This window comes from Aurantimonas marianensis, assembly GCF_024195285.1.
Classification (GTDB): Bacteria; Pseudomonadota; Alphaproteobacteria; order Rhizobiales; family Rhizobiaceae; genus Aurantimonas; species Aurantimonas marianensis.
Window position 1 is genome coordinate 57,861 of sequence record NZ_JALHBS010000001.1, and the last position, 13,051, is coordinate 70,911.

General features: G+C 65.0%; 13 protein-coding genes. 6 read left to right on the forward strand and 7 right to left on the reverse strand.

The features are described from left to right. Window positions 1-61: 61 nt before the first annotated feature. From MJ956_RS00300 to MJ956_RS00315, 4 genes are all read left to right on the forward strand, one after another. On the forward strand, window positions 62-1,966 hold the full coding sequence (locus MJ956_RS00300; protein WP_253962481.1) for a methanol/ethanol family PQQ-dependent dehydrogenase: 1,905 nt from the start codon (window positions 62-64) through the stop codon (window positions 1,964-1,966). Between the two features lie 180 nt (window positions 1,967-2,146). Next, window positions 2,147-2,863 carry a c-type cytochrome, methanol metabolism-related gene (locus MJ956_RS00305; RefSeq protein ID WP_253962482.1) on the forward strand — a complete coding sequence of 239 codons (717 nt, stop codon included), beginning with the start codon at window positions 2,147-2,149 and terminating at the stop codon, window positions 2,861-2,863. 4 nt (window positions 2,864-2,867) lie between these two features. After that, the gene (locus MJ956_RS00310; RefSeq protein WP_423724763.1) at window positions 2,868-3,788 is read left to right on the forward strand and encodes a substrate-binding domain-containing protein; all 921 of its coding nucleotides are present in this window, start codon (window positions 2,868-2,870) and stop codon (window positions 3,786-3,788) included. Then, on the forward strand, window positions 3,785-4,411 hold the full coding sequence (locus MJ956_RS00315) for a PQQ-dependent catabolism-associated CXXCW motif protein (protein ID WP_253962483.1): 627 nt from the start codon (window positions 3,785-3,787) through the stop codon (window positions 4,409-4,411). The genes MJ956_RS00310 and MJ956_RS00315 overlap by 4 nt, the downstream gene beginning before the upstream one ends. Window positions 4,412-4,433: 22 nt before the next feature. Here the strand turns inward: MJ956_RS00315 and MJ956_RS00320 are convergent, their stop codons facing one another. From MJ956_RS00320 to MJ956_RS00350, 7 genes are all read right to left on the reverse strand, one after another. Next, a complete protein-coding gene (locus tag MJ956_RS00320; protein ID WP_253962484.1) occupies window positions 4,434-5,216 on the reverse strand; it encodes a hypothetical protein in 783 nt (260 codons plus the stop codon). Between the two features lie 34 nt (window positions 5,217-5,250). Then, on the reverse strand, window positions 5,251-6,096 hold the full coding sequence (locus tag MJ956_RS00325; RefSeq protein WP_253962485.1) for an ABC transporter permease: 846 nt from the start codon (window positions 6,094-6,096) through the stop codon (window positions 5,251-5,253). Further along, the gene (locus MJ956_RS00330) at window positions 6,093-6,884 is read right to left on the reverse strand and encodes an ABC transporter ATP-binding protein (RefSeq protein ID WP_253962486.1); all 792 of its coding nucleotides are present in this window, start codon (window positions 6,882-6,884) and stop codon (window positions 6,093-6,095) included. Before MJ956_RS00330 ends, MJ956_RS00325 begins: the two co-directional genes overlap by 4 nt. Before the next feature lie 121 nt (window positions 6,885-7,005). Next, window positions 7,006-7,611, reverse strand: a complete 606-nt coding sequence (locus tag MJ956_RS00335) for a hypothetical protein (protein ID WP_253962487.1) — start codon at window positions 7,609-7,611, stop codon at window positions 7,006-7,008. A gap of 65 nt (window positions 7,612-7,676) precedes the next feature. Beyond that, window positions 7,677-8,651, reverse strand: a complete 975-nt coding sequence (locus tag MJ956_RS00340) for a YVTN family beta-propeller repeat protein (RefSeq protein ID WP_253962488.1) — start codon at window positions 8,649-8,651, stop codon at window positions 7,677-7,679. A gap of 288 nt (window positions 8,652-8,939) precedes the next feature. Continuing rightward, window positions 8,940-9,578, reverse strand: a complete 639-nt coding sequence (locus MJ956_RS00345; RefSeq protein ID WP_253962489.1) for a response regulator transcription factor — start codon at window positions 9,576-9,578, stop codon at window positions 8,940-8,942. A 20-nt stretch (window positions 9,579-9,598) separates the two neighbouring features. Beyond that, window positions 9,599-10,939 carry a sensor histidine kinase gene (locus MJ956_RS00350; protein ID WP_253962490.1) on the reverse strand — a complete coding sequence of 447 codons (1,341 nt, stop codon included), beginning with the start codon at window positions 10,937-10,939 and terminating at the stop codon, window positions 9,599-9,601. Between the two features lie 238 nt (window positions 10,940-11,177). On the opposite strand from MJ956_RS00350, the gene MJ956_RS00355 reads away from it, so the two are divergent. Together MJ956_RS00355 and MJ956_RS18860 are read left to right on the forward strand one after the other, a co-directional pair. Continuing rightward, on the forward strand, window positions 11,178-11,648 hold the full coding sequence (locus tag MJ956_RS00355) for a cache domain-containing protein (RefSeq protein ID WP_253962491.1): 471 nt from the start codon (window positions 11,178-11,180) through the stop codon (window positions 11,646-11,648). Window positions 11,649-11,675: 27 nt separating this feature from the next. After that, on the forward strand, window positions 11,676-13,051 hold a 1,376-nt coding region (locus MJ956_RS18860; RefSeq protein WP_253962492.1), incomplete at its 3' end, for a PAS-domain containing protein.

Sequence of the window (13,051 nt, forward strand, 5' to 3'; positions counted from 1 at the left end):
CAACGTTCGTCGGCAATCCTGCCGGCACGCGTCACCGCTACAGTTCCTTGGGAGGACACAGATGTTCAAGACAATCACGAAGGCCGCGCTGGCATCCAGCCTGCTCATCTCGCTCGGCGCGGGGGCCTCGGCGAACGAGAAGCTGCAGGAGATGCAGGGCGACGCCGCGCAGTGGGTGATGCCCACCGGCGACTATTTCAACCAGCGCTATTCGACATTGGACAAGATCAACAAGGAAAATGTCGGGGATATGGTCCCGGCCTGGGGCTTCTCGACCGGCGTTCTGCGCGGCCACGAGGGCAACCCGCTCGTCGTCGGCGACACGATGTTCGTGCATACGCCGTTCCCGAACATCGTCTACGCACTCGATGCAAAGAACGATGGCGAGATCAAGTGGAAATACGAACCCAAGCAGGATCCGAACGTCATCCCGGTGATGTGCTGCGACACGGTCAACCGCGGCGTCGCCTACGCGCCGGCAGCGGGTGAGGGCGGCAAGGATCTGGTGATCCTGCACCAGGCCGACACGACCGTCGTCGCGCTGGACGCAGAAACCGGCGAGCAGGCCTGGTCGGTCCAGAACGGCGACCCCTCGAAGGGCGAGACCGGCACTGCGGCGCCGATGGTGTTCAAGGACAAGGTGCTGATCGGCATCTCCGGGGGCGAGTTCGGCGTGCGCGGTTCGGTGACGGCCTACAATCTCTCCGACGGTTCGCAGGCTTGGCGGGCCTATTCGACCGGGCCGGACGACGAGATGCTGTTCGATCCCGAGAATACGATGGAGCTCGGCAAGCCGGTCGGCGCTGATTCCTCGCTCAACAGTTGGGAAGGCGACCAGTGGCAGATCGGCGGTGGCACCACTTGGGGCTGGTATGCTTACGATCCGGAACTGAACCTGATCTATTACGGCACGGGCAACCCGTCGACCTGGAACCCGGCCCAGCGCCCGGGCGACAACAAATGGTCGATGGCGATCATGGCGCGTGACGCCGACACCGGCATGGCGAAATGGGTCTATCAGATGACCCCCCATGACGAGTGGGACTATGACGGCGTCAACGAGATGATTCTCGCGGACATCGACGTCGGTGGGACGCCGACCAAGGCGCTCGTCCACTTCGATCGCAACGGTTTCGCCTACACGTTGAACCGCGAGACCGGCGAATTGCTGGTCGCCAAGAAATACGATCCCGCCGTCAACTGGGCGACGGAAGTCGTCATGGATCCGAATTCGGATCAGTACGGCCGACCGCAGGTGGTCGCCGAGTACTCGACCGAACAGGGCGGCGAGGACACCAACACCACCGGCATCTGCCCGGCGGCGCTGGGAACGAAGGATCAGCAGCCGGCTGCCTTCTCGCCAAAAACCAACCTGTTCTACGTGCCGACGAACCATGTCTGCATGGATTACGAGCCGTTCCGCGTCGCCTATACGGCCGGACAGCCCTATGTCGGCGCCACTTTGTCGATGTATCCGGCGCCCGACAGCCATGGCGGCATGGGCAATTTCATCGCCTGGGATGCCGGCAAGGGCGAGATCGTCTGGTCGCTACCCGAGCAGTTCTCGGTCTGGTCCGGCGCTCTCGCGACCGCCGGCGACGTGGTGTTCTACGGCACGCTCGAAGGCTACCTGAAGGCGATCGATGCCGAGACGGGTGAGGAGCTTTACAAGTTCAAGACCCCGTCGGGCATCATCGGCAATGTGATGACCTACGAGAATGACGGCAAGCAGTATGTCGGCATTCTCTCCGGCATCGGCGGTTGGGCGGGCATCGGCCTCGCGGCGGGTCTCACCGATCCGACCGCCGGTCTCGGCGCGGTCGGCGGCTATGCGGCGCTGTCCAAGTACACCGCTCTCGGCGGCGCGCTGACGGTGTTCACGGTTCCGGACCAGACGGCCTCCAACAGTGGCGAACCGGCAACGCCGGCCGCCGCTGACGCAGCCGCGCCGGCGGCGAATAACTAAGGCCGGTGGTGGCAAGGCCCGTCCCGGCCGGGGCGGGCCCTGCCCACGTAAGATCAGGGCCCGATGTCAGGCTTCGACCGTGACACGGGCCCTCGTTTCGAAAGCCGAGGGGTGCTCCGTCACCATCGTAAGGAAGCCGGGCCGAGGACTGCCGGCCGTGTCGATTACCGAGAGGTTTGAATGAATTCCAAGTTGATCGCGTTCGCTGGCGTCATGCTTCTTTCGACCAGTAGCCTGACCTCTGCACAGAGCGAGGGAACCACCGTCGTGCCGGCGGGACAGGAGGCCCCGACCGCTGGCGCAACCGCTCCAGCGCCAGCCGGTGACACGCCCGCCCCGGCGGACCCAACAGCCCTAGCGTCCGAGCCGGCTGAAACCGCCACCGCGAGCGGCAAGACGATGGCGGCCGGCGACACCATGAAGGTGGACGCGCATCCGTCGAAGGACACGGCAAGCGAAGGCAACGCACCGAGCGAGGGCGAGGAGGGCAAATACGTCGATCCGGCCGGGAATCCCACCTACAGGATCGCAGAGGACGGGACTGCCGACTGGTACACCTGGCGTGGCTTCAAGAAATACGGCGCCAACTGCCTGCAATGCCACGGCCCGGACGGGATGGGATCGTCCTTCGCACCGAACCTGACGGAATCGCTGCAGACGCAGAGCTATTACGACTTCGCGGGCATCGTCGTCAGCGGCCAGCAGAACCAGTGGAATTCGTCGGGCAATTCAATCATGCCGGCCTGGGGCGAAGATCCGAACGTGATGTGCTCGCTCGACGCGATCTACATCTATCTGCGTGCCCGGGCCGATGGCGTCGTGGGGCGGGGTGAACCGAAGCGGCCGGCAAAGAACGAGGCGGCGCAGAAGGCCGAATACGACTGTCTGGGATTCTGATGCGATGAATCGCCTGCTCACAATCGTCGCCGGCCTCGTCACCGCTTTGACGGCGACGATGCCGGTTGCGGCCCAGGACCGGGAGTTCGGCGGTGCGATCGAGTTGGTCGATCCGGACGTGTTTCGCGTTTGCGCCGACCCGAACAACATGCCGTTCTCGAACGAGGCCGAGCAGGGCTTCGAGCAGGAGGTCGCCCGGTTCCTGGCCGACAAACTGGGGCGCGAGTCGGTTTCCTATACCTATTTCCCACAGGCCACTGGCTTCGTGCGGATGACGCTCGGCTCCAATCTTTGCGATGTCATCATGAGCTATCCGCAGGGCGACGAACTGGTCCAGAATACAAACGCCTATTACCGGACGGCCTATGCGCTGGTCTATCCCAAAGACGGCAACCTCGCCGGTGTCGAGACGATCGCGGACCCCAGGCTGAAGGACAAGCGGATCGGCATCGTCGCCGGGACGCCGCCGGCCACCTATCTCGCCCGCGCCGGGCTGATCGGCAAGGCCAAGCCGTACCGGTTGATGATCGACACGCGGCTCGACAATTCCGCCAAGGCGATGATCGACGATCTCGACAGTGGCGAGATCGACGCCGCCGTGCTCTGGGGGCCGATGGCCGGCTATTACGCCGAGGAATCGGGGAAGGACTACGCCGTCGTCCCGCTGACCGGGGAGGGCAAGGGGCCGGCGACGACCTTCCGCATCACCATGGGCGTTCGCGCCACCGATCAGGAGTGGAAGCGCACGCTCAACCGCGCGATCCAGGAATACCAGGGTGAGATCGACGAAATCCTTCTGTCCTACGGCGTGCCGCTGCTCGACGAAGAGGACCGGCCGATCGTGTCGAAGGCCGGCAAGACCGGGAGCGAGGTAGGCGATGCGGCCAAAGCCCCGACGCCGGAATCGCGGGAGCCGAAGGGATGAGAGCGGCCCGCCCGCCGACCGCCATGTTCGGTCTGGTTCGCGCGAGCGCTCTTATCTGGACGATCCTGGCGCTCGTCCTCGCGCCGCCGCCGGTGTCGGTAAATGAGGATGCGGCGGCCGTGGCTGTCGGGACCGCGCCCGTTCCCGAACCCGAGGACTATCGAACCGAGGCCTATCGCGCGCCGGTTCCCTCGACGCTCGCGGGCGGCGCGGTCGTCGACACGGCAGCCGCCAAGCGCCTCCATGACGACGGCGTTTCCTTCATCGACGTCCTGCCGCGCGCGCCGCGACCGAAGGGCTTGCCCGCCGATACCATCTGGCGGCCGAAGCCACGCAGCAATATTCCGGGCTCGGTCTGGCTGGTCGATACCGGCTATGGCGAACTGGCGCCGGTCGTCGAACGCTATCTCCTCGACGGGCTCGGCAAGGCGACGGGAGAAGACAAATCCAAGCCGGTCGTCATCTATTGCCTGCGCGATTGCTGGATGAGCTACAACGCCGCCAAGCGCGCGATCCGCGCCGGCTACAAGGCGGTGTATTGGTATCCGGACGGCACCGATGGCTGGGGGGAAGCCGGCTACGCGCTGGCGCCGTCCGAGCCGAAGAAGCGGCCGGACGAATAGACGCGCACGCCATGCCGTTTGGTCACAGCGCGCTGGCGATCGCGCGGCCGAGGCCGAAGGCGCGCTGCTCGATAAGCACCGGCACCTCGCAGACATAGGCTAGGGACTGGCGGCGTTCGTCGAAGATGCGGGTGTCCCAGACCAGCGCCTGGCGGGCTTCCTCGATCTCTGTGGGCGACGCGTCCGGCCGCTGCCGCAGTCTGGCGAATTCCGTGCTCTCCTCGCGCAGTCTTTGCGCCAATGCCTTCTGCTTGGCGGCGTAGCGCTCGATGCCAGCCATCACCTCAGCGCGCTCGGCGTTCAGCCGGCCGAGAATATCGGCGAGCAGCGCCGTCGCGGTCGCCTGGCGTTCGGTCTCCGGCAAATCGCCGACGAAATCCTTGACCATCGTCTCGGCCTCGTCGAGTGGCAGCCGGCGCGCAACGATCCGGTCGACCAGCGCCCGAATCGCATCGGTCCGCTCGACGTTTTCGGCGCCGGAGACGTCCGGGCCGTTCCAGATCTGGGCCGGCGAGATCGTCTCGACGCGGCGCTGGACGCAGGGCCAGTCGGTGGTCGCCTTTTCCGGCGTCCGGGCGAAGGTCACGGGGTTGGCGGGGGTTTCGGCCGGCGACGACGGCGGCGGCTCGCCGGCTTCCGGTGCGTTGACGGGTGGTGGACCGGGCAGGACGAAGCCTTCGGGAATGTCGCGCGGCGTCGCCCCGTCCTGGGCGGTCGCGGGAGGGACGGCCAGATGCGACAGAAGCACGAGCGAGCCCGCGACTAGCGCGGCTCCACCGATTCGGCGGTATGCTTTGGTGGACATGAGAGCCTCCCTTCGATCGCGCTCAGGCGACGGACTACTGGCGTTTGCGGCTGATCAGGCCGCGCGCCGGATCGTAGGCGAGGATGGCGCCGCCGAGAAAGACGATCGCGCAGCCGATGACGATGGCCAGCGCCTGCCAGTTGATCTCGCCATAGAGCGCGAAGCGCACCAGCTCCACCGCGTGGGTGAACGGGTTGAACAAGGTGATCGTGTAGAGAAGCGGGCTCGATTCCTGCACCCGCCAGAGCGGATAGAGCGCCGAGGAGGCGAAATACATCGGGAAGATCACGAAGTTCATGATTCCGGCGAAATTCTCCAGCTGCTTGACCAGCGACGACAGCAGCATGCCGAGCGAGCCGAGCATCAGGCCGGTGAGGAGCAGGGCCGGCAGGACGGTGAGGTAACCGGTCCAGTCTGGCTGGACTTCCCAGAACCAGGCGATGGCAAAGAACACATAGACCTGGACGATGCCGACCGCGACGCCGGCGGAAAGCTTGGAGACCAGCAGGAACCAGCGCGGCAGCGGGGAGACCAGCAGCGTCTTCATGGCGCCGGTCTCGCGGTCGTAGACCATCGACAGCGACGACTGCATTCCGTTGAACAACAGGATCATGCCGACGAGGCCGGGCGTGATGTAGACCTCGTAGAGGATGTAGGTCTGGTAGGGCGGCGTGATCGACACGCCGAGCACCTGGCGAAAGCCGGCCGCGAAGATGAACAGCCAGAGCAGCGGGCGCACCAGCGCCGAGACGAAGCGCTCGCGCTGATGCAGAAAGCGCAGCGCCTCGCGCCAGACGATGCCGCGAAAGCAGATGAGATAGGCGGACAGCGCAAAACCTCGGGATGTCGCGTCCACCGGGGCATTTGCGGGGGTGCTCACGAGGCCATCTCCGGCTCGACTGTGCTCTTGGCCAATCCGGTGAGGCGGGTGAAGGCGTCACGGATCGAGCCGGCGCTTTCCGCCGCGACGATATCGGGAACGTTCCCTTCGGCCAGGACCTTGCCGTGATGGAGCACCACGATCCGGTCGGTTTCGTCGATTTCGTCGATGAGATGGGTAGCCCACAGAACGCTGACGCCTTCCTCCTTCACGAGCCGCCGCACCTCCGAGACGATCTCGGCCCGGGAGCGAATGTCGAGGCCAACGGTCGGCTCGTCGAGCAGGATCAGCCGAGGCCGGTGCATAAAGGCCCGGACGATCTCGATGCGGCGGAGCTGCCCGCCGGAGAGGCTGCGCGCCTTCTCGCCGAGCCGGTCCATGAGGTCGGAACCTTCAAGGATTTCCGCAATCCGCCGGCTGGCCTCTGTACCGGTCATGCCGTGCAGGGCGGCGTGGTAATTGAGGTTCTGGCGGATCGACAGGTCGAGATCGAGCGTGCGCGCCTGGAAGACCACGCCGAGGCGGCGCAGCGCCTCGCCGGGTTCCTCGTTCAAGCGCCGGCCGAGAATGCGGATCTCGCCGTCGCGGACGTTGAACAACCGGGTCACGAGCGAGAACAGCGTCGACTTGCCTGCGCCGTTGGGGCCGAGCAGCGCGGTGAACGAGCCCTGCGGGACCGTGAAAGAGACGCTGTCGAGGGCCTTGCGATCGCCGTAGGAATGGCTGACGCCCCGAACGGCGAGCGCCGGAGCGGCGGCCAGTGCTTCGGCGCTGAAATCGGGTGTCATGCTCGCGGCATCCAAGACCATCGCGCTCCATTGCCGTCGGTGGGACCCGCCGGCAGTCTATCGTCAGCCCGGCCGGGAAAACAGGTACGATGCGCGGTCGGCGCCTCGGCCACATTCCACGCTAGGGCACGATGGTGATCGTGCCCCTCATCCCCTGGTCTTCATCGAGGCCCTCGACATACCAATCGTAGCGGCCGGGCCGGGTGGTCTGGAACTGCACGGTGATGACGCCGGTCGCGTCGTATTCGAGCCAGGCGGGCGGGCCGGCCATATGCACCTCGAGATCGGCGATGACGATCTGGTTCATCCAGACATTGCGGAAGAAGCCGGGAGCATGGAACTTGTACTCCAGGCTGCCCTCGGAGGCGATGTCCCAGCGATAGGCCTGATTGGCCCTCAGATAGATGTCGGTGTGGCTGACGGCGAATTCGCTGTCCGGGGCGCCGAGAACGAGCGGGGTGACGATCTGGCTCGACAGCGAGGCGGGCGGCAGGCCGATCTGGTCGCCATTCAGCGCGCTCGCCGGCATCAGTTCGGAACCCGGCGGAATGGTCAGCTCCGCGGCCGTCGGCACCATCGCGGCGACCGTCGCTCCGTCATCATCGTCGTCGTCGTCATCGTCATCATCGGCGGTCTGTGCGCTTGGCTCCGCATCCTGCGCCGCGACGACCGTGGCCGGGGCGAAGGCGAGAAACGCCGCCATCAACAAAAGCCAGAATGATTTCATGCTTCCCTCCCGCTGCTGGCGCGATGACCCAGTTCGTCCCACGCCGATGTCCTCACCGCCTGCGTTCATTCGCCAGGCGTGACGGCGACGCCCCAAGGCTGCTGGCCGACCTGGACGGACTTGATCACCTCGTCATCCTCGACGTCGATGACCGAAATGTCGTTGGAGATGCCGTTGGTCGTAAAAAGGTGCGTCTCGTCGGGCGAGAAGGCGAGCTGCCAGACCCGCTGGCCGACGAGCAGATAGTCGACCACCTCATAGGTCTCGGCGTCGATCACCGCGACGCGGTTGGCCGGCCCGAGCGCGACATAGGCCTTCTTGCCATCCTTGGTGATCCTAACGCCGACTGGCTGGATCGCCTCGGAGCGGATGCCCTGGATCTCGAAGGTGATCTTCGCCTTGATCTCCTTGCTGGCGGCGTCGATCACGCTGACCGTGCCGCCGATCTCGGCCGACACCCAGACCTCCGAACCGTCGCGCTTGTATTCGGCGAAGCGGGGGCGCGAATCGACCAGGACATTGGCGGTGATCTGGTGGCTGTCGCGGTCGATGAAATGGGCCATATTCGTCGTTTCCGACGTGTTGACGATGGTCGCTCCGTCCGGCGAGACGCCCATGCCCTCCGGCTCGACCCCCACCGGAATCTCGGCGATCCGCGATTGCGTCGCAAGATCGATGACGGTGACGAGATTGTCGTCCTCGTTCGCCGCGTAGAGCCGCTTGCCGTCGGGCGAGATGACCAGAAGCTCCGGATCGGGGCCGGAGGGCAGCGTGCCGAGGAACGCGTAGGTTTCGGTATCGTAGACCTGGATGGTGTCGTCGTCGCTGGCGCAGACATACAGCCGGGCGCCGTCGGGGCCGACGGCGATGCCGCGCGGCCGCTGCCCCACCTTGAAGGTGTCGACGACCGCAAAATCCGCCGAGTCGAGGACGGTGATGTCGTTGCCCTTCTCGTTGGAGACGAAGATCTTGTAGGCGAAAGCCGGAGTTGCGAAGAGCGTCAGCAGGCCAGCCAATGCCGTCAAAGGCAGTCGTTTCATAACCGGCTGGATCCTCCTGTTCGGCCGGCTGTGGACATCACGCTCGGCCATCGCCCGGGAACTACGCTATCCCGCCGCTTCCAGGCACGCCAACGGGATAACTTCCCGTCCTCGTCAATGTCGCGGTATCTGCGTGAGCCTCATACCAACCTGCAGTGACAAGGCCCTATCCGATGGTGCTGAACAGGCTTGTCCGGCCAGGAGCGCCGCATCGCGCGTCGTTCCGCTCCTCGCCACGCATCGGCGGATCATCCCGGTCGAACGGGTTCCTATCGCCGCAGGTTGGTATTACGGCCGCTCGCGGTCGAGCATGCGCCCGCCCTTCGTCTCCAGTGCGAAGCGGACGAGATCCGACGTGCGGTCGACGCCGAGCTTTTCCTTCATGCGCGAGGAGGTGTTGGCAATGGTCTTGTAGGCGACGCCGAGGCCTTGCGCGATGTCGGTGAGGCTCTTGCCCTCGCCGAGCATGTGCAGGATCTGCAATTCGCGCCGCGACAACTCCTTGGTTCCGCCTTCCGAGGTTTCGTGGCGGGCCATCAGCGCCGTGGTCTCGCTGTCGACATAGGCTTCGCCGACGAGCGCCTTTTCGATCGCCACCAGCAGCTCGTCGGTCGGCGCGCTCTTCGAGACATAGCCGAGCGCGCCGTCGCGCCGGGCCGAGGCGGCGTAGACGATGTCGGAGTACATCGAGAACACCACGATCTTCGCCTTGGGATCGTCGGCCCGTAGCCGCCGCAAGGCGTCCAGCCCGCTGCCGTTCTTCAGATTGATGTCGAGGATGGTGACGTCCGGCCGGAATTTGCGGAACATCGCCAGCGCCTCGGAGGGCGTCTCGGCCTCGGCGATCGCCGTCGCGGGAAGCGCCTCGACCAGCCGCTTGACGCCGTCGCGCACCACCGTGTGATCGTCGACGATCAGGATCTTCATGCCGTTCCGTCCTCCCGGGACTAAACTACCGCGTCGGGAGGCGCGCTGTCACGGGCAAGCGGCACCCGGCCTTCCAGCTTGACGCCGGGCGGGAAAGGCACCTGTGCGACGGAGAGCTCGCCGCCGGCCGCCTTGACCCGCTCACGCATGCCGACGAGGCCAAAACCTTCGGTCGTGGCCGTCTCGGCGAGCCCGCCGCCATTGTCGACGACGCTGAAGAGAAGATGTCCGTCCGCCTCCGCCAGCCGCACGGCGATGCGGCTCGGCGCACCGTGGCGCAGCGCATTGTCGAGGCCTTCGCGCAGCGCCCGGTGGACCAGAACCTCCAGCGGCCCGCCCCAGTGGCCTTCGGCCAGCTCGGCCGAAAAGGTCACGTCACCGTGGCGGCGGGACAGCTCGGCGATCAGTTCCTCGATCGCCGCCTTGAGGCCGAGGCCGGGCATCAGGCCGGGCCGCAGATCGGAGAGGATGCGCCGCACCTCCCGCCTGGCGCGATGGGCGGCGGTCTTGATCGCCTCGGCGCGGCCGGTCACCTTGTCGTCGACACTCCTGGCGAGGCGGGTGATCGCCGAGGCATCGACGTCGATGGCGAACAGCAGCGGTCCGATGTCGTCGTGGAGATCGCGGGCGAGTTCGGCCCGCTCCTCCTCCTGCAGCCGCGACAGCTGTTCCGACAGGCGGCGGTTGCGGCCGGAAATCTCCTCAAGTCGCGCGGCCATCTCGTTGCAGCGCGCCGCCAGCACCCGCATTTCGGGCGGGCCGGACGGCGCGACGCGGGTGGCGTAATCGCCCGTGCCGATACGGGCGAAGGCCGCCTGGATCGCCCCGAGCGGCTTGAGTGCCCGGTCGGCAACCACCCAGACGGCGCCGAAAGCGACCAGCACGAACAGGACGAGACCGCCGAGGCCAAGGCCAAGATCGGTCCAGGTCGTGGCGATCTCGTTGCGCGGGTCGATCGAGACGGCAACGGCCGTCATCGGTAAAGCGGCGCCGGACAGCGGCATCACGGTGGTCGAGGTGTCCGGCGCGAGCAGGCGGACGAACCAGTCGGGCAGGGCGCCGTAATCCTTGGCGGGGGTCGACAGCTCGCGGACTGCGCCGGTGGAATCGATCAAGAGCACCTGCACATGCCGGTCGCCGTTGAAGGCGCGCACGAAACCGGCAAGCTCGGCCGCCGTATCGCGCGCGGCGGGCAGCTTGGCGACCAGCTGGGCGACGCGGTTGGCGGCGACGCTGCGGGCGGCGGTCAGCTCGGCCGCGATGTTCTTCGTCGCCTGGTCATAGGTAATAACGCCGCCGATCAGCAAAATGACCAGGAACGCGGCGCTCAACGTGGCGGCAAGACGGGCTTTGAGAGACACGGGCTAACCGGGTTGGGTGGAAGGGCGGCTGCCAGGCGGAGGCTATGCGGGAAGCGGGACGGGGGAAAGGGTGGGGCCGAGCTCATTTCGAGGAGCAGTATTCGGACCTGTCGATAACGATTATTCCTATAGGGAAGGATGGTTATCTTTAGCGCTTTCTTACTCAATAGTGAAAGTATGTTTCATATAGAAATTCTTAAGGCGTTCCTGCGATGATGCTCTGAAGGAGAATTGTCCCATGATACGCGCGGTGACCCTTGCGATAGCCCTCACCTTCTCCGCGATCTCAACGACCGCGTTGTCCGCGGAAGACTCGTCAAAGGGTTCTCGCGATGAAGCCGTCGCGATGGTCAAGCGGGCGAAGGAGATGTTCGCGCGGCACGGCGAGGAGGCCACTTTCGCCGCGATCAACGATCAGACGACGCCCGCATTTCACGACCGGGATCTCTATCCGTTCGTCTACGATCTGCAGGGTGTCAATGTCGCCCACGGGGCGCGGCCGGTTCTCGTCGGCAAGAATCTCAGCGCGTTGAAAGACCAGGATGGAAAATATCTCATCCAGGAAATCCTCCGGGTTGCAATCGATTCAGGCTCGGGTTGGGTGGACTACAAGTGGCCCCATCCCCTCACCAACAAGATCGAAGACAAATCCAGCTACATAGAAAAGATGGGCGCCTTCGTGGTGGGCGTGGGGGTGCATAAGGACTGACATGGGTGGCGGGGAGGGAATGGCGAGGTGCGGGTGCGCTGGCTGTCGCGGTTGATCAACGATCTGCCGCTCGGCGTGAAGGCATTCGGCGGCTCCGCCGTATTGCTGATCTCGCTTCTGTCGACCGGCGCACTGGTGGTCTTCGCGCTCGGCACTGTCGCCGATCGCGTCGACAAGGTCGCGACATCGGCAATCGTCAAGCAGACGATGGAGGAGCGCCTCATCGATACCGTTTCGGAAGCGCATCTGAATTTGTTCCGTTACACCGCCTGGGCGGGCAATGGCGTCAACGAAACGCGCCTGTCGCAACTGCGCGCGGAAATCGTCCAGAACAGCGAGTCGGCCAAGTTCCAGGCGGAGCATCTTTCCATGCGCGCCGACCTGACGCCGTCCGAACATGCCGAGCTGGAAAAGTTCGTCGACAGCTGGGCGAAATACGTTGCCAACGCCAGCGCCACGGTGGAGGTCGGCGCGATAGATCCGGCGATGGGCACCATGTTGCTCGGCGGAAACGACGATGATTTCCAGCGCGCGGCGTCGCATCTGTGGAAGTTGACCAGCGCGGCCCGTCGGCAGACACGCGCGATGGTCGACGATCTTCATGTCCGCGTGGCCAGCAGCGGGCGTATCGTTCAGATGGGCGGGATCGCCACCGTTCTGGTAAGCTTGGGCATCATCTTCTTCTTCGCTCGCTCGATCGTTCTTCCGATCCGTGCCGTCACACGCGCCATGCGTGACATTTCCTTCGGGAATCTGAACTTCCGCCCCGACGTGAATATCAAAGCTCGTAAAGACGAAATCGGACAAATGGTGGCCGCAACCGCCGATTTTTGTGAGGGGATGCGCCAGGCGAAGGAGGTGATCGTGCAGAACGAAGCGGATCTTCGCCGTCAGAATCTGCGCTTCGACGCGGCTCTGGCCAACATGTCGCAAGGCTTGTGCATGTTCGATGGAGCCAAGAATCTGATCGTCTCAAACCCGCGCTACGCGGAGATGTACGAGCTTGATCCGGCGTCGATCAAACCAGGCATGCACCTGCGCGACATTCTGCTTCGACGGATCGAGACGGGATGCGTCGTCGGCCGAGATGCCGAGAAATACATCACGGAGCGTATTGCCGCGGTCGAGGTGAGGGAGCCCTATGTCAAGATTCATCATCTCAACGACGGGCGCTCGATCGCGATCTCCCACCGCCCTCTTGCCGGTGGCGGTTGGCTTGCCACGCATGACGACATAACGAATATCCGCCGGATCGAGGCGCAGATCGCGCACATGGCCTTGCATGACGGGCTCACCGATCTGCCGAACCGCACCCTCTTCGGCCAAGAACTCGAGGCCGCCTTCATGGCCCAGGCGGAGGACCGGCGGGTGGCCGTCCTCTGTCTCGACCTCGACAAATTCAA

Excerpts from the sequence above, each read along its gene's own strand:
- MJ956_RS00300 (WP_253962481.1), top strand. The coding sequence starts at position 62 with ATGTTCAAGACAATCACGAAGGCCGCGCTGGCATCCAGCCTGCTCATC.
- MJ956_RS00305 (WP_253962482.1), top strand. The coding sequence starts at position 2,147 with ATGAATTCCAAGTTGATCGCGTTCGCTGGCGTCATGCTTCTTTCGACC.
- MJ956_RS00310 (WP_423724763.1), top strand. The coding sequence starts at position 2,868 with ATGAATCGCCTGCTCACAATCGTCGCCGGCCTCGTCACCGCTTTGACG.
- MJ956_RS00315 (WP_253962483.1), top strand. The coding sequence starts at position 3,785 with ATGAGAGCGGCCCGCCCGCCGACCGCCATGTTCGGTCTGGTTCGCGCG.
- MJ956_RS00320 (WP_253962484.1), bottom strand. The coding sequence starts at position 5,216 with ATGTCCACCAAAGCATACCGCCGAATCGGTGGAGCCGCGCTAGTCGCG.
- MJ956_RS00330 (WP_253962486.1), bottom strand. The coding sequence starts at position 6,884 with ATGACACCCGATTTCAGCGCCGAAGCACTGGCCGCCGCTCCGGCGCTC.
- MJ956_RS00335 (WP_253962487.1), bottom strand. The coding sequence starts at position 7,611 with ATGAAATCATTCTGGCTTTTGTTGATGGCGGCGTTTCTCGCCTTCGCC.
- MJ956_RS00340 (WP_253962488.1), bottom strand. The coding sequence starts at position 8,651 with ATGAAACGACTGCCTTTGACGGCATTGGCTGGCCTGCTGACGCTCTTC.
- MJ956_RS00345 (WP_253962489.1), bottom strand. The coding sequence starts at position 9,578 with ATGAAGATCCTGATCGTCGACGATCACACGGTGGTGCGCGACGGCGTC.
- MJ956_RS00355 (WP_253962491.1), top strand. The coding sequence starts at position 11,178 with ATGATACGCGCGGTGACCCTTGCGATAGCCCTCACCTTCTCCGCGATC.